General features: G+C 56.1%; 18 protein-coding genes and 1 riboswitch. Of the genes, 3 read left to right on the top strand and 15 right to left on the bottom strand.

The features are described 5' to 3' along the window. Positions 1 to 2,661 (top strand): LamG-like jellyroll fold domain-containing protein (locus tag AAC019_RS05950; protein WP_339897726.1); only part of this gene is annotated, 2,661 nt, incomplete at its 5' end. Positions 2,662 to 2,871: 210 nt separating this feature from the next. Beyond that, positions 2,872 to 6,249: a LamG-like jellyroll fold domain-containing protein gene (locus tag AAC019_RS05945; RefSeq protein ID WP_339897725.1), complete on the top strand. Its 3,378-nt coding sequence runs from the start codon at positions 2,872 to 2,874 to the stop codon at positions 6,247 to 6,249. Between the two features lie 87 nt (positions 6,250 to 6,336). On the opposite strand, the gene AAC019_RS05940 is transcribed toward AAC019_RS05945, so the two are convergent. The 15 genes from AAC019_RS05940 to AAC019_RS05870 form a co-directional block, all read right to left on the bottom strand. Further along, positions 6,337 to 6,522, bottom strand: a complete 186-nt coding sequence (locus AAC019_RS05940; RefSeq protein ID WP_339897724.1) for a hypothetical protein — start codon at positions 6,520 to 6,522, stop codon at positions 6,337 to 6,339. Between the two features lie 52 nt (positions 6,523 to 6,574). Beyond that, positions 6,575 to 6,925: a hypothetical protein gene (locus AAC019_RS05935; RefSeq protein ID WP_339897723.1), complete on the bottom strand. Its 351-nt coding sequence runs from the start codon at positions 6,923 to 6,925 to the stop codon at positions 6,575 to 6,577. 4 nt (positions 6,926 to 6,929) lie between these two features. Continuing rightward, the gene (yghU, locus tag AAC019_RS05930) at positions 6,930 to 7,796 is read right to left on the bottom strand and encodes a glutathione-dependent disulfide-bond oxidoreductase (RefSeq protein WP_339897721.1); all 867 of its coding nucleotides are present in this window, start codon (positions 7,794 to 7,796) and stop codon (positions 6,930 to 6,932) included. Between the two features lie 101 nt (positions 7,797 to 7,897). Then, positions 7,898 to 8,833 carry a cobalamin-binding protein gene (locus tag AAC019_RS05925; RefSeq protein WP_339897719.1) on the bottom strand — a complete coding sequence of 312 codons (936 nt, stop codon included), beginning with the start codon at positions 8,831 to 8,833 and terminating at the stop codon, positions 7,898 to 7,900. Between the two features lie 9 nt (positions 8,834 to 8,842). Then, a complete protein-coding gene (locus tag AAC019_RS05920; protein WP_339897718.1) occupies positions 8,843 to 9,937 on the bottom strand; it encodes a threonine-phosphate decarboxylase in 1,095 nt (364 codons plus the stop codon). Next, entirely contained in the window at positions 9,934 to 10,911 is a 978-nt protein-coding gene (gene cbiB, locus AAC019_RS05915; RefSeq protein ID WP_339897717.1) for an adenosylcobinamide-phosphate synthase CbiB, read from the bottom strand. Before cbiB ends, AAC019_RS05920 begins: the two co-directional genes overlap by 4 nt. Further along, the gene (locus AAC019_RS05910) at positions 10,905 to 11,717 is read right to left on the bottom strand and encodes an adenosylcobinamide-GDP ribazoletransferase (protein ID WP_339897715.1); all 813 of its coding nucleotides are present in this window, start codon (positions 11,715 to 11,717) and stop codon (positions 10,905 to 10,907) included. The genes cbiB and AAC019_RS05910 overlap by 7 nt, the downstream gene beginning before the upstream one ends. Before the next feature lie 3 nt (positions 11,718 to 11,720). After that, positions 11,721 to 12,314 carry a histidine phosphatase family protein gene (locus AAC019_RS05905; RefSeq protein ID WP_339897714.1) on the bottom strand — a complete coding sequence of 198 codons (594 nt, stop codon included), beginning with the start codon at positions 12,312 to 12,314 and terminating at the stop codon, positions 11,721 to 11,723. Then, the gene (cobT, locus tag AAC019_RS05900; RefSeq protein WP_339897713.1) at positions 12,304 to 13,353 is read right to left on the bottom strand and encodes a nicotinate-nucleotide--dimethylbenzimidazole phosphoribosyltransferase; all 1,050 of its coding nucleotides are present in this window, start codon (positions 13,351 to 13,353) and stop codon (positions 12,304 to 12,306) included. The genes AAC019_RS05905 and cobT overlap by 11 nt, the downstream gene beginning before the upstream one ends. Positions 13,354 to 13,357: 4 nt before the next feature. Next, positions 13,358 to 13,885, bottom strand: a complete 528-nt coding sequence (cobU, locus tag AAC019_RS05895) for a bifunctional adenosylcobinamide kinase/adenosylcobinamide-phosphate guanylyltransferase (protein ID WP_339897711.1) — start codon at positions 13,883 to 13,885, stop codon at positions 13,358 to 13,360. Beyond that, the gene (locus tag AAC019_RS05890; RefSeq protein WP_339897709.1) at positions 13,882 to 14,712 is read right to left on the bottom strand and encodes a heme ABC transporter ATP-binding protein; all 831 of its coding nucleotides are present in this window, start codon (positions 14,710 to 14,712) and stop codon (positions 13,882 to 13,884) included. The genes cobU and AAC019_RS05890 overlap by 4 nt, the downstream gene beginning before the upstream one ends. Further along, positions 14,709 to 15,731: an iron ABC transporter permease gene (locus tag AAC019_RS05885; RefSeq protein ID WP_339897707.1), complete on the bottom strand. Its 1,023-nt coding sequence runs from the start codon at positions 15,729 to 15,731 to the stop codon at positions 14,709 to 14,711. Before AAC019_RS05885 ends, AAC019_RS05890 begins: the two co-directional genes overlap by 4 nt. Next, on the bottom strand, positions 15,728 to 17,263 hold the full coding sequence (locus AAC019_RS05880; protein WP_339897705.1) for a cobyric acid synthase: 1,536 nt from the start codon (positions 17,261 to 17,263) through the stop codon (positions 15,728 to 15,730). The genes AAC019_RS05885 and AAC019_RS05880 overlap by 4 nt, the downstream gene beginning before the upstream one ends. 20 nt (positions 17,264 to 17,283) lie before the next feature. After that, positions 17,284 to 17,889 carry a cob(I)yrinic acid a,c-diamide adenosyltransferase gene (cobO, locus tag AAC019_RS05875; protein ID WP_339897703.1) on the bottom strand — a complete coding sequence of 202 codons (606 nt, stop codon included), beginning with the start codon at positions 17,887 to 17,889 and terminating at the stop codon, positions 17,284 to 17,286. Positions 17,890 to 18,302: 413 nt separating this feature from the next. Then, entirely contained in the window at positions 18,303 to 20,141 is a 1,839-nt protein-coding gene (locus AAC019_RS05870; RefSeq protein ID WP_339897701.1) for a TonB-dependent receptor, read from the bottom strand. A 101-nt stretch (positions 20,142 to 20,242) separates the two neighbouring features. Further along, positions 20,243 to 20,403: riboswitch (cobalamin riboswitch) on the bottom strand. Positions 20,404 to 20,568: 165 nt separating this feature from the next. Here AAC019_RS05870 and AAC019_RS05865 point away from each other — a divergent pair. Further along, a complete protein-coding gene (locus tag AAC019_RS05865; protein ID WP_339897700.1) occupies positions 20,569 to 21,666 on the top strand; it encodes a Gfo/Idh/MocA family oxidoreductase in 1,098 nt (365 codons plus the stop codon). Positions 21,667 to 21,784 lie beyond the last annotated feature (118 nt).

The following is a 21,784-nucleotide window of genomic DNA, read 5'->3' as shown; positions in this document are numbered from 1 at the left end:
TACGGCTCCTACTCGGGCGGTATTTTCGTGCTAAAAATGGACGAAACCACCGGCAAGCCCGAGCCCGATCAGGGCTATGGCACGCACATCATCGGCGGCAATCACAGCCAGATTGAAGGCAGCTTTGTCATCTACAGCCCCGAGTCCGATTACTACTATATGTTTGTCTCATTTGGCGGCTACGTGGCAGCCGAGGGGTACAACATTCGCGTGGCCCGTTCGCGCACACCCGACGGCCCTTATTTAGATGCAGCCGGCAACGACGTGGCTAACGCCCGCGGCAGCTGGGACAACATTGCCCCTTACGGCACTAAATTAATGGGCGGCTTTACCTTTGGCTCGTACCCAGGCTCTGATGCCGAGGCTCGCGGTTATTTGGCCCCCGGCCATAACTCGGCCTACTACGACGAAGCCACTGGCAAGCACTACCTGATTACTCACACCCGCTTCCCCAACCGCGGCGAAGGACATGCCATTCGCGTGCACGAGATGTGGCTTAACAGCGACGGCTGGCTGGTAGCTTCACCCCAGCGTTACGCCCCCATCGAGGGCGAGAATATCGTCGACTACGCCGATATTGTGGGTGACTTCCAGATTGTTAATCATCAGAAAGATATTAACCGCATCGCCCATGAGTCAGTAGATGCGCACTTTAACGACGACGGCACCATCAGTGGCGATGTAACCGGCAGCTACACGCTCTACCCCGAGCAGCCCGAGCGCATCACCATCAGCCTTGACGGCGGTGAAGTGTTTGACGGTGTCGCCGCCTGGCAGTGGGATCCGCGCCTTAATCAGTTAATACCCACCTTCAGTGCTATGTCCGATACCGGCGTGTCACTTTGGGGGATACAACTGCAAAGCAAAATCAATGGCGAAATCATCGACGCCATTGATGACGCTCTGACAATGCCCACCAGCTTTAAAGGTAGCAAGCTTGCCTTGCCGCTTGAGGGTGCGCGCGGTGCCAGCATCAGCTGGGAGAGCGACAACCCGGCCGTGATCAGTACCACTGGCGCCGTTACCCGCCCCAACGATGGCGAGGGTGACGCTACGGTTAGCCTGACCGCGACCATTGAGCGCGATGGCGTACAGAGCCAGAAATTTTTCACAATTACGGTACAAGAGCGTTCCGCCTTTAACCGCTTAGCGCAATTTAAATTTGAAGACGACTTAACTGACAGCACCGGCCGCTACAGTGACGGTCAGGCAACAGCCGACCGGGCAAACACCCTGGGCACGGTTGCCTATGCTGCCGGCCAGCAGGGCCAAGCGCTGTTATTAGATGGCAGCAACGGCGTACAACTGCCCAACGGCTTAATTGATAACTACGAGTACACGGTATCTCTGTGGGTTAACCCCACGGTTATCACGCCGATGGCAACGGTGTTTTTTGGCGGGCTACCCAATGGCGCGGGGGCATCCGATCAGTGGATTAGCTTGCAACCGCAAGGCTGGGACGACAACACCATGCTGTGGAGTGGCGCGCAGGCGTGGGTAGATGCCACCACCGGCGAACTGATTCCGGCCAACACCTGGAGCCACCTGGCCTTTAGCGTCGATCACGGTACCGTCACTGTCTATATTGATGGCGACGCTAAATATACCGGCGCATCACTGACTGACTTTTTCAGTGAGCAAGAAGGCGAGTTTAGCTTAGGGGTCAATTTTTGGGACACGCCTTACAGTGGCCTTATTGACGAGCTCAATGTGTACGACGCGGCACTCAGCGCGGAAGAAATACAAGTGCTGGATATCGAGGCAAAAGCCACCAGTGAGCTGTTAACCTCGGCCGCCGACATCTTAAGCCTGGGCGATTTAAACGGTGTGCAAGATAACTTTACCCTGCCCGCCTCCGGGCCTTTTGCCTCGGTCGTTAGCTGGAGCTCCTCAGACGCCAGCTTGATTCGTATTGAAGGCAATACCGCCGTGGTGCAGCGCCCCGAGCTTTACGATACCGACGTCACCTTAACCGCAACCATAACGCTGGACGGACAAACCACCAGCAAGGCGTTTATCGCCACGGTCGACTCGCTGGCGCCCCCTACCCCCGTGGCGCACTACAGCTTTAACGACCACCTCGATGACGACGCGGGTAACTTTGCGGCGGGCATGACAAACGGTATGTTACTGGGTGAGGCCGGAGGCAATTTAAGCTATGCCCCCGGCCAAGTAGGCTCGGCTATTAGCCTGGACGGTAGCAGCGGGGTTTTACTGCCCAACGACTTGATTACCGGCAACCGCTACTCGTTTGGCTTATGGTTAAACCCCACCAGCCTCACGGCATTCACCCCGGCCTTTTTTGGCGCAAGTTCAACCGACAGCTGGTTTAGCTTGGTACCCGTGGGCCCAGGCGATGCGGGCAACACCATGTTGTGGTCGGGCACCAACTGGTTTGATGGCGACACCGGCACTCAGATTATTCCGGGCCAGTGGACCCACTTTGCCGCCGTAGTCGACAATGGCTCCGTTACTTTGTACCTAAATGGTACCCAAGTGTTTAATGCCACAGGCTTCCCGAGCGTGTTCGCCGCCAGCGGCAATAGCTTTGCACTGGGCGTTAACTACTGGGATGTTCCCTTCTACGGTTTGATTGACGAGCTGGTTATTTATAACGAAGCGGTCGACGCAACCGTCATCAGCGATCTGGTTTCGCCATAACCGTCGCCTAACGACAGGAATCAAAAGGGGCGCTTGGCGCCCCTTTTTTGTCATACCTTATCCCCTAAAACTGCCTACCACTATCCCCAAAAAATCCATCACCGCCATTTTTACCGCGATAAACTGCCCTAACTGCCTATATATTAATATTGTATTACTATTTATTTTGATCTTACGTACACTAAATAAAAACATAACAGAGGTAATAATATGGCTATTCGGTCTCTCGCTCTGGCGGTGAGTGTATTGACGCTGGCAGGTTGCGGCGGCGGTGGCTCAGACGGCGGCTCCAATTCTTCGTCCAGCTCATCGAGCTCTTCCAGCGTTGGCTCTTCATCCAGCTCGGTGGCTCTGGAGGTGTTTGATAACCCCGCCATCGACCCAACCCTCGTCAGCTACAACGATATCGCCGTGCACGACCCATCGGTGATTCGCGCCGAAGACGGCACTTTTTATGTTGTTGGCTCACATTTGGGCTTTGCCAAAAGTACCGACTTGGTGAACTGGGAGCTGGTTGCCAATGGCGTTGACGACGCCAACCCTCTGTTTAACACCTACGCCACAGAGATTGCCGAAGGCATTGAGTGGACCGGAGGTCATGTGGGCTCTTGGGCTTCGGATATTATCCGCTTGGCCGATGGGCGCTATTATTTCTATTACAACCACTGCGCGAACCCGGAAAGCGAGGAAGGGCTTTGCAACGCGCCTCACTCCTATCTGGGCGTGGCGGTTTCCGATAACGTGGAAGGCCCCTACGAGGACCAGGGCATTTTCCTCTATTCGGGGCAGACCGATGAGCAGATGCAAGGCGACTACGGCGTGGGCGACTTGGAAAGCTTCGATGCCTTTGTCCACCCCAACGTGATCGACCCCACCGCCTTCTTTGATAAAGACGGCCAGTTGTGGATGTCTTACGGCTCCTACTCGGGCGGTATTTTCGTGCTAAAAATGGACGAAACCACCGGCATGCCCGAACCCGGCCAGGGCTACGGCACGCATATTATCGGCGGTGACCACAGCTCCATCGAGGGCAGTTTTATTTACTACAGCCCCGAGTCGGATTACTACTATCTGTTTACCTCCTTTGGTGGCTACGAGGCGGCCGACGGCTATAACATCCGTGTGGCTCGCTCGCGCACTCCCGACGGCCCTTATATGGACGCCGCCGGTAACGACGTCGCCAACGCACGCGGCGGCTGGGACGCCATTGCGCCCTACGGCAACAAAATGATGGGCGGCTTTATCTTTCAGTCGCTGGCAGGTTCTGATAGTGAATCGCGCGGCTATCTGGCCCCCGGCCATAACTCGGCCTACTACGACGACGAAACCGGCAAGCACTATCTGATTACTCACACCCGCTTCCCCAATCGCGGAGAAGGCCACGCTATTCGCGTGCACGAAATGTGGGTAAACAACGACGGCTGGCTGGTGGCCTCACCTCAGCGCTACGCGCCCATTGAAGGCGACAACCTTGTCGACTACCAGGATATTGTCGGCGACTTTCAAATCATCAACCACGGCAAAGACATCAACCGTGAAGCGCACCTGTCGCAAGCCGCCACCTTCAACGCCGATGGCAGCATCATCGGTGAAGTAAACGGCCGCTACACGCTCTACGCCGATCAGCCCGAGCGCATTACCATTACCTTGGAAGACGGAACCGTGTTTGAAGGCAACGCCGCCTGGCAGTGGGATCCGCGTCTGCAAGCGCTGATTCCGACCTTTACTGCTCTGTCTGAGCAAGGCGCCTCGCTGTGGGGTATTCAGTTGCCCGCCAAGAGCGATGGCGAGATTATGGACGCCATTGCCGACGACCTGGTACTGCCCGAGATGTTTAAAGGCAACCAGATTGCTTTGCCCACCGCCGGCGCACGCGGCGCCAGCATTAGCTGGAGCAGCGACAACGCCAAGGTGATTAGCGCCGGTGGCGACGTCATGCGCCCTAATGTGGGCGAAGGCGATGCCAGCGTTAACCTAACCGCCACCATCACCCGCAAAGGCATGGAGAGCGAGCGCAGCTTTACCGTGACCGTGCCCCAGCGTATGGCCTACAACCGCACCGCTCACTACGGCTTTGAAAACGACCTGGCCGACGAGCTGGGCAACAAAGCCGACGGTGTGGGCACCGGTGACCGTATCCACAATGCCGGCACCGTGGGCTATGCCGCCGGCCAAGCCGGCCAGGCATTGATGCTGGACGGCTTTACCGGCGTGCGCCTGCCCAACAGCCTGATCGATAACTACGAGTACACCGTATCCATGTGGGTGAACCCCACGGTGATTAATCAGTTCAGTACCGCCTTTTTCGGTGCGATTAACGAGTACAGCAACGACGATGGCGCTCTGGTGTCCGATCAGTGGATTAGCTTTCTGCCCGAGAGCTGGGACAACAACACCATGCTCTGGAGCGGCAGCGAAGCCTGGCTGGATGCCAGCAGTGGCGAGTTAATTCCCGCCAACGAGTGGTCTCACATGGCGTTTAGTGTGGATCGCGGCACCGTGTCTGTCTTTATTGACGGCGAAGAGAAGTTCTCCGGGGGTAATCTCACCGATTTCTTCACCTGGAACGAAGGCCTATTTGCCCTGGGCGTTAACTACTGGGATGCGCCCTACACCGGCCTGATCGATGAGCTCAACATCTACGATGCGGCGCTCACCGGCGGCGAGATTCGCGCTCTGGATATCGACCTGCAACCGGCCAGCGAGCTGCTGGGCTCGGCGGTGGACTTGCTGGATTTGGGTGATTTGAGCGGCGTTCAGTCTAACTTCACTCTACCCGCCACCGGCCCTTACGCTGCGGCGATTGAGTGGAGCACCTCGGACGCCAGCTTGATCGGCATTGACGGCAACACCGCAGTAGTCACGCAACCGCAATCCATTGACGGTTCAGTAACCCTGACCGCGACGCTAACTCTGGACGGCGAATCGGCGAGTAAAACCTTCGATGCCACTGTTAGGTCTCTGGCGCCCTCTGAGCCGGTAGCGCGCTACAGCTTTGACGAGCATCTGGACGATGTGGCCGGCAGCTTTGCCGCGGGCAGCATTACCGGAAACCTTATCGACAATACCGGTGGTAATGTAAGTTACGTCAGCGGTAAAAGCGGTATGGCCCTAAGCCTGGACGGTACCGGCGGTGTGCGCTTGGCCGATGGTCTGATCGACGGCAGTCGCTACAGCTTCGCCCTGTGGCTTAACCCAACCTCGCTCAACCAGTTTACGCCAGCGTTTTTTGGCGCTCAGGCAACCAACAGCTGGATAAGCGTGGTGCCCTTCGGCCCAGGCGATGCCGGCAACACCATGCTCTGGTCTGGCGAATCCTGGTTTGACGGCGACACCAGCACCCAGATCGCCGCCGGCGAATGGAGCCACTTTGCCGCAGTGGTGGATGCAGGCGCTCTGACCTTGTATCTCAATGGCGAGCAAGTGTTTACCGGCACCGGCTTCCCCAATGTATTTACCGATGCCAGCGGCCAGTTTGCGATCGGCGTTAACTACTGGGATACCCCCTACGAGGGGCTGGTCGATGAGTTGGTAATCTTTGACGAAGCGGTATCCGCTGATGTGATTCGAGCTTTGGCGGTGGAGTAAGGCAAAAGCAGAGCAACAAAAGCAAGACGGTTGCTCTGCTTTTTGCGTCAGACGTCAGACGTCCGACGTCTGACGTCTGACGTTAACTCACCTCACCTCCACTTTCTCTTCGCCACAGCGCTCGCACTTAGACTTTGTCACCAGCTTGCCCTGCTTTACGTCAAACTGTTGCGCGGTGACTACCTTCCATTTATGAAAACCGCTTTTGCACAGGGTTTTACCTTTGTGCTTTTGTTTTGGGCTGGGGCGTTTAAAGGGTAAGACATTTGTCATGGCCAAGGCCTGCTAAAAATTTTAAAAACGGGAGTAAAGCGAGCAGCTTGAGTTACTCCTTTGGCCGCTCTTCTACCACTAGCGTCTGGCGGCTATCGCCTACGGACACGTGAGTACCGCCATAAAGTATCACCTCTTGGTGATGCTCGTCAGTGATAGAGAAATCAAAATCACCGTGCATAATAACACCGGCTATTTCTACGTTGCTTACCTCTCCGCTGATGTAAACGTCAGCGGTACAAATATTACAAGGGGCCGGGGCCGTGGACTTAATAACCCAGACCTTATCGTCGGGCACTTCATACTCTTGCCCAACCGTTAAGGTAATCTCACGCGCGCTGGTACTGCACGAGGCGAGCAGTACCAGCCATACCATTAAATGCACCGCTGTCGTTTTAGTCATAAGTTTAATCTGCTTTTTTGAGCGCTAATACATCGTCGATGTCGGCCGCCGAGTGCCGCTCGGGCAGCTGCTCCCAGCGCTCGCCCCAGGTGCGGTTAACAATACGCCCGCGCTGCACCGCTTGGCGCTCAAGAATCTCCTGCGCCCAGCGTTTAACGTTGCCGTAACTTGCCACGTCTAAAAACTCGGCCGCGTCGTCGTACAACTCGCCCAACACCAGGCAGCCGTACCAGGGCCAGGTGGCCATGTCCGCAATCGTATAATCGTCACCGGCCAGGTAACGGTTATTAGCCAGGCGCCAATTAAGCACATCCAGCTGCCGCTTGGTTTCCATGGTAAAACGGTTTATGGGGTATTCAAATTTGGCCGGGGCATACGCATAAAAGTGGCCAAAACCACCGCCTAAATAAGGCGCCGAGCCCTGCAACCAAAACAACCAGTTAAGCGCCTCGGTGCGTGCGGTTAGCTCCGAGGGTAAAAAACGGCCAAATTTTTCAGCCAAATACAACAAAATCGCCCCCGATTCAAACACCCGTACCGGTTTATCGTGTGAGCAATCGAGCAGCGCCGGGATTTTAGAGTTGGGGTTGATATTGACAAAACCCGACGAGAATTGATCACCCTCACCGATATCAATCAAGTAGGCGTCGTACTCGGCACCCGCTTCGCCCAGCGCTAGCAGCTCTTCCAGCATAATGGTGACTTTTTGCCCGTTGGGCGTTGCCAACGAGTGCAGCTGCAGTGGCTGATCGCCGCGAGCCAGGGTGCGCTCGAAGGTGGAGCCAGCCACCGGTCGGTTTAACTTGCCCCAGGTGCCGCCATTTTCGCCGTCCATCGTCCACACTTTTGGGGGTACATACTCGTCTGTCATGCTCACCTCTTAATTGATTAGCCAAGTGTTGAAAACTACCTACGTTTTGCAAGCCCCGGCCAGATTAAGTGTTCTTTACCTGAGGACTACCTTAACGTGTATCAATGGTCAGCAACAGTGTCCTGGCGCACTTGGTCTAACATCTGGCACATCAGCTCGGCACCGTCGAGAATACGAAACGTATGCCGCTGAATAATATCCGGCGGGACAAAAAACAGATGATTGTTTGCCACCGCATTTAGGGCCGGATACTGTTTCCACTCATCCAGCCACTCCGGGCGCTCCTCACCCATACCGCTGGCAACAATCACATCCGGGTCGCGCCCCAGCACCGACTCGACATTAATTTTAGGCGCCAGCGAAACCGCATCGGCAAAGGCGTTGCGCCCGCCGCATAAGCGAATAACATCGCTGACCAAATGTTCACCATTTAAGGTTTGCAGCGGCTGGTTCCACACCTGATAAAACACCGATAATGGTTGCACATTTATGTGCGACTCGCGCAAATTGTGCAATCGCGCAAGCCAGGCGTCAGCCGCTTTATCAGCCACTGGCGAGGTACCGGCCAAGCGCCCAATGGTGGTGACTTCGCGCGCGATATCGTCCAGCGTGCGCGGCTCATCGACATACACCGTTAGCCCTAAGCGCTCTAACTGAGCGGCCGCATTCAAACCATTGCCCGATGACCATGCCAGCACTAAATCGGGCTTAAGGGCCAATACGGCTTCCAGGCTAACGGTTTTGTAGGTGCCTACCTCGGGTAACTCTTTTGCCTCTGGGGGGTAGTCGCTGTAACTCACAGCTGCCACCAGCTTGTCACCGGCACCGGCGCTGTAAGCGTTCTCAACCAGATGTGGCGCTAGCGCGATTATGCGCTCGGCCGGCGCCGCTAGGCGAATAAGCTTGCCGCGTGCGTCAGTAACCTCAATGGGCTCAGCAACCGCAGCTACGCCTGTAAGCGCGCCAATAATTAACAAGGTTACGATGCGTAAAACCGGCCGCAAAGCTCGCGGATAATAACGGCTTTTTAATCTCACAAAAATCTCCTAATCCTCAAGGCTGTTTAAAGCACGCGCGATACGAATGCCACCGTCTTCCGGTAAGCCAATTCGCAACCAGGCAGGCTTGCTGGTGTTCAAGCTCGGGTGACTCACGGCTTTGTTCGCCACCGCCACCCGTGATTCGACGGGCTCTGGCCAGTGACACCAGCGGGTATAAATGCCCTGCTCAGCCAACCCCTGATGCAACGTCATTAAGGTACTCCAGGAGCCGCGCAATGTGACAAACAAGCCACCGCTGGCGATGGTATAGCGCTCGCGCGCAAAGCCTTGCAAAATGGTTTGCAACTGCTGCTGCGCATCGCGCAAGCGCAGCTTATGTGCCAGCTGCCAGGCTTTGTCGTTTAGTGCGCGCTCGCCCATCCATTGGGCCGGGTGGCTCACGGCCCATGGGCCAAGCACCTGCTGCATTTGCCCGAATAGCTCACCGCTACTGAGCAAAAAGCCCAGGCGAATGCCCGCTAAGCCAAAAAATTTACCTAGCGAACGCAGCACACATAAACGCGGGCAGTGGGGCAACAAGTGCGCGGCACTAGGTAACGCCAGCGCATCGATAAAGGCCTCATCGACCAACACAACACCCGGCAAAGATGAATGCAAAAACTCGAGCGTATTAAGCGGGCAGAGCTCTGCGGTGGGATTGTTGGGGTTAATCACCACCGCATGGTGAACGGTGCCCTGCTCGACCAAACTGTGCAGCTGGGCAATAGAGCCATAAAACACCGCCTGATGGCCCGCTTGCTGCCACGCTTTGGCGTGCTCGGCGTAGCCAATGGCGGGTAACGCAACCGTCGCCGGCGCGAGTAACCGGGGCACTTGCCCGATGGCAAACTGGCTGCCGGGCAATGGCACAACAAACTCAGGTTGCGTTTGATAATATTCCGCCGCCGCCTCGCACAAGGGCCGGTTACTGCCGGGTAAATCGCGCCAAATGTCAGAGGGGATATTAACCGCCCGATAACCCCACGGGCTAATGCCGGTGGATAGATCTTGCCAGGGCTCATCGGGTTCACCAAACACGGCACTGGCGTAGGTTAAATCACCACCGTGCAGTAACTCGGACGAGAAATCACTAAACATCATTGCCTGACACCACCCACCAGTACCCCAGCAACCAATGCCCCAGCAACTAAAACCCCAGCAAGTAAAACGGAAAGCAACATACAGATAACCACCAATAAAATCAGCGCGCGGTGCACTAATGCTAACGCTCGGGCAATCGCATCCCCCTCTGGCAGTTCACCAAGGGTTGCGGGTTTGTCGCACCAGCGTTGATGATAAGACGCTCCGCCCCCAAGGCTTAGCTGCAGTGCTCCGGCGCCGGCGCAAATAACCGGGCCGGCATTGGGGCTTGACCAGTGGCAGGCACTGGTGCGCCAGCTTTTAAAGGCACCTAAGGCATCACCCATGGCGGCAAACGCCAGCGCGGTTAAACGCGCCGGCAAAAAATTTAACACGTCGTCCCAGCGCGCGGCGGCCCAACCAAAGTGATAAAAACGATCACTTTTGTAACCCCACATCGCATCTAGGGTATTACTTAAACGGTAAACAACAGCGCCCGGCAGCCCCGCCACGGCAAACCAAAACAGTGGCGCCACAACCGCATCGGCGCTGTTTTCAAGCAACGATTCAATGGCCGCACGGCGCACCTGTAGCGCATCGGCTTGCTCGCAATCGCGACTGACAATGCGAGCCACGGCAATACGTGCTGCGGGTAAATCGTCAGCATCCAGCGCCCTTTGTACCGCTGTTACATGCTCGGTTAAACTGCGCCACCCTAGGGTAAAATACAAACCTACCGCGCCCGCTATAAACGCCAGCCAAGAGGCATGGGCTAGCAGCGCCCACCACAACCAAACACTTACAGCCATAGCGGGCAGCAGTAACAACAACAGTGCTAGCAACCCCACAGTGCGGCTACCGCTGCCCTTTGTGTTTAAACGGCGCTCGAGCCAATTGGCGCAATAGCCAAACCCCACCAGCGGGTGAAACCGCTTAACTTCACCCAGGCGGTAATCCAGCAACACACCGGCAAGTAACGCCCACGCGGTTACCATAGCGCTACCAACGTGATTAACACCAGCGCCTCACTCAGCTCCACCAACGCCCCTAAACAGTCGCCGGTATAGCCGCCAATTTGCCGCTGCCACAGCCGCGCCCAAAACAGCATTAACAGTACTAACGCCAGTAATAAAACCGCCGTGACAAAAAAACCGATACTCAGCGCGCACAGGGCGAATACCAAAACAGCAACCGACCAATAACGTCGCGCGTTTTTATCACTCGCGGCGGGTACGGTACCCTCGCGACGGGCGTAACCATTTAACATCATAAAGGGTAAAATGATGGTGCGGGCCAGCACTGGCGTAACGATAACAGCGGCTAAAACCGACGTCACAGAAACAAGCGATTGATGAGCAAAAAGAGTAAATAAAGCCGACAGCGCCGCCCACTTAACCAATAGCAATAACACCAGCGACACTAACGCAATAGCGCCACACGCGGGATCGTGCATTACCTGTAAAATCTTTTCGCGCCGCTGCTCCGCGTCGCCACACTTGTGGCCGGCGTAGTAGGCATCCATACAATCGGCCAAGCCATCAAGATGCAGCGCACCCGTCACCGCCACCCACAATACCAACACCAGCGCTGCGCTAAGGGACGGGCCCAGTGGCTGCAAGCCAAAAGCGGCCAGCGCGAGCAATACACCAATCACAGCACCCACCAACGGATAACAGTACACCGCGCGCGCAGCAGTTTGCTCGTCAGCGGTTGTCAGCCAGCGGCCAACGGGCAAGCGGGTTAAAAACATCAATGCGTAGAGCATTGCCTGGGTGATGGTCTCGAAGTTATTGCGCGACATACATTACTGCCTGGCTGTGAGTTTTAGAGGCTCTTTAAGGGTTAAGGTCTCGCCACTAACCAACAGTGAGCCCGAAAAACCGTAGCCTACATCAAGTTGCATCATACCCGCCGCGCCCGTGTTTAACGCCTCGGTTAACAACAGCTTAATCACCCCGCCGTGAGTTACCAACAACAAACGCTGCTGTGCATAACGCTGTGCAAGCGCGGCAACGGCGCGCAATACGCGTGCACGAAACTGCACAAACGGTTCGCCCTCCGGCGGCGTAACCCTATCGGGCGCGCGGCTCCACTGATTGCACAGCTCGGTTTGCTCGCGCCAAATACGCTCGACTCTCTGTCCCTCCCACTGACCAAAACAAATTTCGCGCAAGTCGGGCTCTTGTTGCAGCGGCAGGCCAGCTTGATCGGCGACGGCTGTCGCAAACTGGCTACAACGCAATAGCGGCGAGCTAACAATGGCATCCCACCCGCTGTTTAACTCAGCCAAACCGTTTTGCATTTGTTGCCAGCCTTTATCGGTAAGCGGCACATCCAGCGAGCCGCGAAAAATCGCCCCGCCCTCGCACTCACCGTGGCGCAGCAAATCAATCTGCATGGCTCACACCGGCATCGGTAAAAGTCGCCATTTGATTGTGCAACGCCAGTGCCTGACGAATTACACCAGCGGCAAGCGCCGCACCACTGCCTTCGCCCAATCGCATATCCAGCGTTAACAGAGGCGTGGCGCTAAGTTTATCAAGCGCCAATTTATGGCCAGCCTCGTTGGATAAATGCGCGTACAACAACCAAGGGGCAAGTGCCGGCTGCAAGGCCACGGCAATGGCCGCCGCCGCGGTGCTAATAAAACCGTCGACCAACACCGGTACGCCCCGCTGCGCACTGCCAATATAGGCGCCCACCAGCGCCGCGATTTCAAAACCGCCCAGGCGCTGTAGTATCGCCGCCGGGTGCGTCAGATGCTCACGATGATAACCAAGCGCGGTCGCGATCAGCTGGGTTTTACGGGTTAAGGTGGCGTCATCAATGCCCGTCCCTTTACCGGTAATCGCCTCTGGCGCCAACTGAAACAAGGCCGCCAACAAAGCCGCCGCCGAGGTGGTATTGCCAATACCCATCTCGCCGCCGATAAACAAATCACCGGTCTGAGCTTGCGAGAATCCAGCATCCAACGCTTTATTAAGTTGCTCCGCCGTCATCGCCGGCGCCTGTGAAAAATCGGCGGTAGCGGGGGCAATTGCGTAATCGATCAGGTTTTTATGAGGTGCAACGGGCGCGACACAACCTAAATTCACCGCACGAAAATCGGCGTTTAGCTGGCTGGCCAACACCGATATCGCCGCGCCACCGTGGCAAAAATTAGCCAGCATTTGCGCGGTTACCTCTTGCGGGTAAGCCGAAGTGCCGCGTGCGGCAATACCGTGATCGGCGGCAAACACGCGCACGACAATATTATCGAGTTGCGGCTTGCTGCGGCCCTGATAACCGGCAAAGGTTATGGCCAGTTGTTCCAATCGCCCCAATGAGCCGGCCGGCTTAGTCAACTGTGCCTGATGCGCGCGTGCCTCGGCCTGGGCGTTGGCATCGGGCGCCGTGATGGAGCGAGCTAGCCATTCGGGTAAAAATTCGTTAGTCATAACTTCACTTTAAAGAAAGAGGTAAACCTGCCACCACCAAAGTGACAGTGTTAAAACGCGCGGCCAAGGCTTGATGCAACCAACCAGAGGCATCGACAAACTCGCGCGACAGTTGCCCCAGGGGCACTACGCCGGAGCCAACCTCATTGCTCACCAAAATAAGCGTAAGCGCGCTGCCCATGGCCACTTGAGCATCTATTTCCGCGAGCAGCGCATCGCGCTCTTGTTGCCACACATTTTGGTGCAAACAATTGCTAATCCACAGGGTTAAGCAATCCACCAAAATGCACACGGGCTGATCGCGATACTGTTTAAGCGTGGCGGCCAACGCGATTGGTTCTTCAAGGGTTTGCCAGCGGCTATCGCGATCGGCGCGGTGCTGATTAATACGCGCGCGCATTTCATCGTCGCCGGCACTGGCCGTGGCTAAATAATACAGCGCACCACCGGTTTGCTCGCGCCACGCTTCGGCACGCTCCTGGGCGATACGGCTTTTGCCACTGCGGGCGCCGCCAAGAATTAATTGCCTCATAGTTTGGCTCCCGTCCCGGTCGCGCCCAGCACCACAGGCTTACCGGTTTGCGGATGATTAATAACACTTACCGGGGTGTCGAACACATGGCTTATTAACGATTCCGTAAGCACTTGGTGCGGGCTGCCCTCGGCGACACATTCGCCGTTTTTAAGTGCGATGATACGGTCGGCAAAAGCACCTGCCAATGTCATGTCGTGCACCGTCATTACCACCGCCACATCGGTGCGGGCAAACGCCCTCACCGCTTGCATAAGCTGGTGTTGATGGCCGATATCTAAACTGGTGACCGGCTCATCTAATAACAGTAAGCGCGCACTGGCATCTTCTGCGCGCCAAATTTGCGCCAGCACCCGCGCCAGCTGAATACGCTGCTGCTCGCCGCCCGATAATGACGGATACAAACGCTGCGCTAAATGAGTAACGTCCAGCGCCGCCATGGCGGCCTGGCAAATGTCGTCATCGATAACCACTCCTGTACTGTGCGGCGTGCGCCCAAGCGCCACCACCTCGCGTCCGGTAAAGGCAAACGTTAGCGGATTGTGCTGGGTGAGAACGGCAAGCTGGCGGGCGCGGGCTCTGGGTGCCATAAGCGATAGCGGCTGCTGGGCAAAGGTTATACGGCCGGTGTCCGGGGTTAAATCCTGCCCAATGGTGCGCAGTAAAGTGGTTTTACCCGCGCCATTGGGGCCAATAACGCACAGCACCTCGCCGGCGTCGACGGCAAGATTAATGTTGTTAATCAGCGTACGCGAGGCAATGCTCACCGACAGGTTCTCGATAGCCAGCACGCCCATAGCCGAAGCTTTTTGGTTATTGTTATTCACTGTAAATCCCGCCTACTTTTTAACAGTGAGATAAAAAATGGCGCGCCCAAAATAGCGGTAACCAAGCCAACCGGCAATTCGGTGGGCGCGATTACCACCCGGGCAAAGGTATCGGCCAACAGCAATAAACTGGCGCCGCCTAAGGCGGATAACGGCAACAACAAACGGTGATCTGGGCCCACCCACAAGCGGACAATGTGCGGCACCACTAAACCGACAAAGGCAATGCTGCCGGCCATGGCCACCGACACGCCGACGCCGGCGGCGACCAAAATAATCAAGCGGGTTTTTAAACGCTCGACATCGACCCCTAAATGCCGCGCCTGAGATTCGCCCAGTAAAAGCGTATTAAGCGCGCGGGAAAAACCGCCCATGCTAAGTAGCATAACTAAAAGTACCGCCGTTGCGATTCCCGCGCGCCAATAGTTGGCACCATCGAGCCCGCCCATGCGCCATAAACTTAGCCGGCGCAGCATTTCGTTATCGGCAAAGTAATCCATTAAACCGGTCAGGCTCGCGGCCAGCGCACTGACGGCGATCCCCATCAGTAGCATAGTAGCCACCGATGTGCCGTTAATCGATGAGGACACCTTGTACACTAACCACACCGCCAGTAACCCACCGCCAAACGCCCCCAGCGAGACAAGCGATAAACCACTGACAAACCCAAGCCCACCGGCACCAAACACAATGGCCACGCTCGCGCCGACGGAGGCGCCGGCGGTAACACCAATTAACGATGGGTCGGCCAGCGGGTTGCGAAACAACCCCTGCAAGTAAGCGCCGCTAATGGCTAGAATCGCCCCAACCGATGCCGCCAGCAAGGCGCGGGGCAAACGAATCGAATGCACGATAGCCGCGCCATAACCCTCCAGGGTTTGGCCGGTAAGCGCGCGAACAACGTCAAGGATGGATAAATCTACCGAGCCAAAGGCAATTGCCACTAAAAAGCTTAACGCCAACAGCCCGCTCAATGTAAGCCACGCGAATCGCGGTGCCGTGCGTTTGGCCAGGCTCATGGCGCAGCTGTCTCGCCACCGGCCATAAGCTCGCTAAGCCATGTATCACTCAGATGCTGCTCCAGAGTGTCGGCCAGCCGATTTAACTGAGCCTCCCGGTGCGTTTGTAAATCAAAGTCGGTATTGGCTTCACGATCGAGCCCGGCCCAATGTAGCAGCGCGCTCAACGCCTCGGGGGCGTCAAATAAACCGTGGATATAAGTCGCTAAGATTTGCCCGTCGTCACTGACCACGCCTTCGGGCCTTGGTTGGCCGTCGAGCGTATCGGGGGCAATGGTAAAAGGCGCATGGCGAGTAACACTGGCGGGCGAATCAAACGCCGGCCCATAGCTGTTACCACAGTGAATTTCATAACCGCTAAAGCGCCCCGTGCGCGCCGATGCCTCACCGGCGCCATTTAAACTAAAACTGCCCTGTACATTTAACAGCGACTTTTGGCCGGTTAGCTCCGTCACGTAATCGCAATAGCCAAAACCATCGATGCTACCGGCGGTATCTTCGACGCCCATAGAGTCATCAATGCGCTTGCCCAGCATTTGTAAACCACCGCAAATACCCAGTAATTTACCGCCATAACGCAGGTGCTTATCGAGCTTGGTTTGCCAGTTATTTAGCTGCAGCTGTTGTAAATCCGCGCGCACGTTTTTACTGCCGGGTAAAATCACTAAATCGCACGGAGGCAACTCGTCGCGCACGGACACAAATTGCAGGTTTACCGATGGGTGTAAACGCAGCGGATCAAAATCGGTGTGATTGCTAATGCGCGGCAGTACCGGCACTACCACATTCAGTTGTTGCTCGCCTTTTACCTGAGCGGTGCTAATGGCGTCTTCAGCGTCTAAGTATAAATCGTGCAAATAAGGTACAACCCCAAGCACGGGTTTGCCGGTGCGTTGCTCTAACCAATCGAGGCCCGGTTGCAGCAAGGCGATATCGCCGCGAAAGCGGTTAATCACAAAGCCTTTAACCAAGGCTTGCTCACTGGGCGAGAGTAGCGCTAACGTACCCACTAAATGCGCAAACACGCCGCCTTTGTCGATGTCGGCAATAATAATAACCGGGCAATCGACAGCCTCGGCAAAGCCCATATTGGCGATGTCGTTTTCGCGCAAGTTAATTTCGGCGGGGCTGCCGGCGCCTTCAACCAATACACACTGGTATTGATTCGATAACCGGGTAAAAGATTCCAACACAGCCGCCTTGGCGGTGGCTTTGTAGGCGTGGTAATCCAGCGCCTGCATATTACCCAGCGCCCTACCCTGAATAATCACCTGGGCACCGGTATCGGATGAAGGCTTAAGCAGTACCGGGTTCATATCGGTGTGAGGCACAAGCCCCGCGGCCTGCGCTTGCAGCGCCTGGGCGCGACCGATCTCACCGCCATCTTCCGTAACCGCGCTGTTTAACGCCATGTTTTGCGGCTTAAACGGCGCTACGGCAATACCACGGCGCTGTAACAGGCGCGCAAGGCCCGCCACCAGCGTGCTTTTGCCAGCGTCCGAGGTGGTGCCCTGAACCATAAGTGCGCGCATAGTAACGCCCGTATTACAAATTAATAATCCACGCCTTGGCGCGCTTTAACACCGGCGCGAAACGCGTGTTTTATATCTTTTATCTCAGCCACGGTATCCACCAGCTCTTGCAGCGCGCTACCGCCGCCACGGCCGGTTACCACCACGCTTTGCTCGCGCGGGCGATTTTTAATGGCATCCAGAATTTTTTGCTCGTCCAGGTATTTATAGCCGATCATATAGGTCAGCTCATCCAACACCACCAAGTCGTAACGCTCGTCTTGCAGCATGGCCTCGGCCTGGGCCCAGGTTTCTTCAGCGGCGGCAATATCGCCACTGCGATCTTGCGTGTTCCAGGTAAAGCCTGTGCCCATTTGGTAGAGGGTTACCTCGGGGCACTTATTTTTTACATACAACTCTTCGCCCGATAACTGCGCGCCTTTAATAAACTGCACAACGCCCACAGTGTGATCGTAGCCCAGCGCGCGCATCACCATGCCAAACGCCGAGCTGGATTTACCTTTGCCGTTGCCGGTAAGCAAAATAGCCACACCGCGCTCTTCATCGGCGGCGGCGATATTGGCATCGACTTTAGCCTTTTGCTTTTTCATCGCCTCTTTATGGCGCTGTTCTTTATCGTTGCTCATTTGGCCTCCAATTGTAATTTTGCATTAAATTTTAAGCTTCGAGCTGCTTGCACACCTTGCTACGAAGTGCCGCTTTTAGCTCCCCTGCGACCAGCCGAGCGTAGGCCTATTTTAGGGGGTAAGCACGCATGGATGCGTGCGCAAGCATCGCCACGCCATGGACGGCGTGTCGATGCGGCCCCCTAAAATCGGCCGGAGCGAGGGAACCCGCAGGGCTGAGGTGCCGGGGTGGCCTTTCTTTTGGTTACTTTGCTTTGGCCAAACAAAGAAAAGTCACTCGCCACGCTCGGCGATGCGAGCTTATAAAAAATCCGCGTTAGCGGCAGCTATTTATGTGTGTACAACTATCAAGCACACAACATTAAATAGCCTTGCCCACAACACTAACCCCGTTACGGGCCCTAACATTATCGCTAAAAAGTAACCTCCACCCCAGCATAACCCGAAGCACCTGCCGTGCGGTAACCGGGTACCTCGACGTAGTCTTCATCGCTTAAGTTTTCGCCCCGCAAGTACAAGGTAAGCGCCGGGCTAAGCGCGTAGCGCACACTGGCGTCCAGCACTTGGTAATTAGCGATGGCGTCGCCGTAGCGATCTTTTGTGCCGCCGGCTGTGCGCAGGTTAACCGACACTTGCAGGTCACTGCCAGGCAAAAAGGTAAGGCCCACGTTCGCCATGTCTTTTGGCTGTCGAGCGCGCACGGCGTCTTCTGCGGTTGTTGCGTCGGTATAGGTGTAGTTAGCGTTTAGTACTAACCAATCGGCCAGGGGGGCATCGACGATCAGCTCGACACCCTCAGAGGTACTGGTGCCGGCGGTTTGCACGTAGCCAGAATCCCAGTCAATCTCGCGCTCAATGCTTTGATCAAAGTACACCAGCTCTAAGTGAAGGCCATTATTGGCAAAAAACTCAACGCCTGCGTCGACGCCTTCGCTCTCTTCGGGTGTTAAGGGTGCTAAATCCGGGTTATCCAGCTGGCGATTGTAGTCGATCTCAAACAAGCTTGGGGCGCGAAACCCGGTGCCGTAGCTCGATTTAAACTTTAACGAGCCGGCGGCCAGCTGTAACACGTAAGCCGCGCTAACGCGGTAGGTATCGTAATCGCCAAAGTCATCGCTATCGTCATGGCGGGCGCCAGCGGTAACGTATAAGCCTTTACCGTAGTGCCCCTGGTACTCGGCGTAGGCGCCCCACTGGTCGCGGCTCATATCGCGCACGGTATCTTCGCGCTGCTCAAGGCCATAGGCCAGCGTGTGCACCTCATTCAGCTCGGCGCTACCAAGCCACTCCAGTTTTTGAATCTCGCCTTCGGTATCGTAAGACACCTCACCCGAGGCGTAGTTTTTGCGGGCTACATCGGTATTAGAGTAAGCCAGTTCATTGCGAAGGTGCTCGGTATTGTACGAGGCACTTACGCGGGTATTCGTCTGATCAAAATCACCCACGCAATCGTCCGCGTAAGGCCAGCCGCAGCGGTCAAACTCATTAGTGGCGTCGGTATCGCGCACCACCGCCTCTAAGCGCAGCGCCTGAGTCACGTTCCAGCCTACCCGGCCGTGCAAGGTAGTATTGTCGTAGCCATCGTCATCGCGCAGCTCGGTGTCGTCCAGGCTGGTATTAAAGCCGTCAGTCTCGGCGTAAGAGGCCGCCACAAAGTAATCCAGAGTATCGCTGGCGCCACCTAAGCTGGCGTTGTAACGCTGGCTGTTAAAACTACCGCCCTCGGCGGCAAGCTTAAGCTCGGTATCGTCGCTCGCGCTCTCGGTAGAGATATTCAGTACACCACCGGCATCGGCGCCGTACATCAAACCCTGCGGGCCGCGCAACAGCTCTACCTTACCCACATCGGCGCTTAAAATATGCTGAATTTGCGCACTGGCCTGGGTGCCGGTAGGGTCGGTAACATCCACCCCATCTACCCGCACCATGGTGCGATAACCCGACTCACCCCGTACCCGAATCGAGCTGGCTTTACCCATACCGCCGGCGTTAGTCACCGACACCGATGGCATGCTGCGCAACACATCGGCCAGCGCGGTAAAACCACGGGCTTTAATTTGCGCTTCATCCAGTACCGATACGGACGTTGCCACCTGGCGCATAGCCTCGGGCTGGCGCGAGCTGACCACCACGATGGTTTCCAGCGTGGGCAGCAGTGCCTGGCTCTGATTGGTGTTCTGATTGACGGTTTGTGCGGCGACAGGCGCAGCAGTAGCGGCGCTAATAGCCGCGCTAAGAATAAGCTTGTTCAAGGTTCAACCCCTAAGTCGATATTGGCTTGGGATCGAGGGAGGAATAGCAATGCGGCACGCAAAGCGTGGGAAGTCGTATTGCCAGATGGTAGCCCTCCGCTCCATCACGGTTCGATCCAGGCCGGTATCGGGCTTACAGAGTGTGCCTGGCACATGCTCTGATCACCGTTGCGGGGGCAGCGCCGGATTACCGGACTTCCCGTTTAACCTACTCAGCCCACCGGTTAGGGTGGCAGTAGGCACCTGCTATCGTGGCGCGCAATTTACGGTGCGCGCGGGGGTTTGTCAATTATTGGCGCTTTCTAAAACAACAGCGGCTTTGCTCTATGTCACCGTTTAAATATTAACCTATGTAAAGGTCATTGCGGGCAAGCGCCAGCCCTGCTGCAATAGCTACTATCTAAAACCATTGATCGAGGGACTGGCTATGAGCAACTACCTAACATCACGGCGCCGCCTACTACAGCAAATGGGCATGGGGGCCACTTTACTCAGTGTTGGTGCCGGGCGACAGGTGCTGGCAGCAAGCGGCGGCAAAAAGCTCGGCGTAGCGCTTGTGGGGCTTGGCTATTACAGCCGCGACTTACTGGCGCCGGCCCTACAACTCACCGAGCACTGCGAGCTTAAAGGCATTGTAACCGGTAGCCCCGACAAGATCCCCGTGTGGCAAGAAAAGTACGGCATTAAAGACGCCAACGTCTACAACTACGACACCATGCACGAGATCGCCAACAACCCCGAGATCGACGTTGTGTATATCGTGGTGCCCACCGGGTTACACAAAAAATACGCGGTTATCGCCGCCAACACCGGCAAGCACGTGTGGTGTGAAAAACCCATGGCCCTCAACACCGAAGAGTGCCAAAGCATTATCGATGCCTGTCGCAAAAATAAAGTGAAATTATCGGTGGGTTACCGCATGCAACACGAGCCCAACACCCAAACCGTGATGCAATACGCCCGCGACCTGCCTTACGGCGCTATCCGTACCGTTAACACCCAGGCAGCCTACGGCGGTAACGGCTTACCCGCCGACAACTGGCGCATGCAAAAACACATGGGCGGCGGCGCCCTGTACGACATGGGTGTGTACGCCATCAACGGCGCGCGCTACGCCACGGGGCTAGAGCCCATTGCCGTTACAGCAACCCGCTCGTTCGATCACCCCAAGTTTACCGAGGTGGACAACACCACTCACTTAACGCTGGAGTTTCCCAACGATATCGTCGCCGAGTGTATGACCTCGGTGGTGCAATCGGGTAACCAGTTGCGGGTAAACGCCGAAAACGGCTGGTATCAACTTAAGCCCATGTCGGAATACAGCGGTGTGCAAGGCACCACCAGCGATGGCAAAAACCTCGATAAATACCTCGCCAACCAGCAAGCCAAACAGATGGACGACGACGCCCTGGCGATTATTAATGATTCGCCGGTAATCGTGCCGGGCGAAGAAGGTATGCGTGATATCGCCATTGTACGCGCGGCGATTGAATCGTCTGATGAAGAGAAAAGGATTACGCTGTAAGATTGGCAGCCCTCCTTAGCGGAGGGCTTTAGTTGCGCTTAACAGTCTGATTAGTTACTGTTTTTTGAGCACTTCGACAACGCTGGCATTTACGGCTGGTTTAGAGCGCAGCGGAAAA

This window comes from uncultured Gilvimarinus sp. (assembly GCF_963975215.1).
GTDB lineage: Bacteria > Pseudomonadota > Gammaproteobacteria > Pseudomonadales > Cellvibrionaceae > Gilvimarinus.
The sequence above is the reverse complement of the archived record's forward strand: the minus strand, read 5'-3'. Positions and strand labels throughout refer to the sequence as shown.

What these genes read in the sequence shown, in the direction of transcription:
- AAC019_RS05905 (WP_339897714.1), bottom strand. Translation starts at nt 12,314, where the DNA reads ATGCAGATTGATTTGCTGCGCCACGGTGAGTGCGAGGGCGGGGCGATT.
- AAC019_RS05910 (WP_339897715.1), bottom strand. Translation starts at nt 11,717, where the DNA reads ATGTCGCGCAATAACTTCGAGACCATCACCCAGGCAATGCTCTACGCA.
- yghU (WP_339897721.1), bottom strand. Translation starts at nt 7,796, where the DNA reads ATGACAGACGAGTATGTACCCCCAAAAGTGTGGACGATGGACGGCGAA.
- AAC019_RS05920 (WP_339897718.1), bottom strand. Translation starts at nt 9,937, where the DNA reads ATGATGTTTAGTGATTTCTCGTCCGAGTTACTGCACGGTGGTGATTTA.
- AAC019_RS05880 (WP_339897705.1), bottom strand. Translation starts at nt 17,263, where the DNA reads ATGCGCGCACTTATGGTTCAGGGCACCACCTCGGACGCTGGCAAAAGC.
- cobU (WP_339897711.1), bottom strand. Translation starts at nt 13,885, where the DNA reads ATGAGGCAATTAATTCTTGGCGGCGCCCGCAGTGGCAAAAGCCGTATC.
- AAC019_RS05865 (WP_339897700.1), top strand. Translation starts at nt 20,569, where the DNA reads ATGAGCAACTACCTAACATCACGGCGCCGCCTACTACAGCAAATGGGC.
- cobO (WP_339897703.1), bottom strand. Translation starts at nt 17,889, where the DNA reads ATGAGCAACGATAAAGAACAGCGCCATAAAGAGGCGATGAAAAAGCAA.
- cbiB (WP_339897717.1), bottom strand. Translation starts at nt 10,911, where the DNA reads ATGGTAACCGCGTGGGCGTTACTTGCCGGTGTGTTGCTGGATTACCGC.
- AAC019_RS05935 (WP_339897723.1), bottom strand. Translation starts at nt 6,925, where the DNA reads ATGACTAAAACGACAGCGGTGCATTTAATGGTATGGCTGGTACTGCTC.
- AAC019_RS05945 (WP_339897725.1), top strand. Translation starts at nt 2,872, where the DNA reads ATGGCTATTCGGTCTCTCGCTCTGGCGGTGAGTGTATTGACGCTGGCA.
- AAC019_RS05885 (WP_339897707.1), bottom strand. Translation starts at nt 15,731, where the DNA reads ATGAGCCTGGCCAAACGCACGGCACCGCGATTCGCGTGGCTTACATTG.
- AAC019_RS05940 (WP_339897724.1), bottom strand. Translation starts at nt 6,522, where the DNA reads ATGACAAATGTCTTACCCTTTAAACGCCCCAGCCCAAAACAAAAGCAC.
- cobT (WP_339897713.1), bottom strand. Translation starts at nt 13,353, where the DNA reads ATGACTAACGAATTTTTACCCGAATGGCTAGCTCGCTCCATCACGGCG.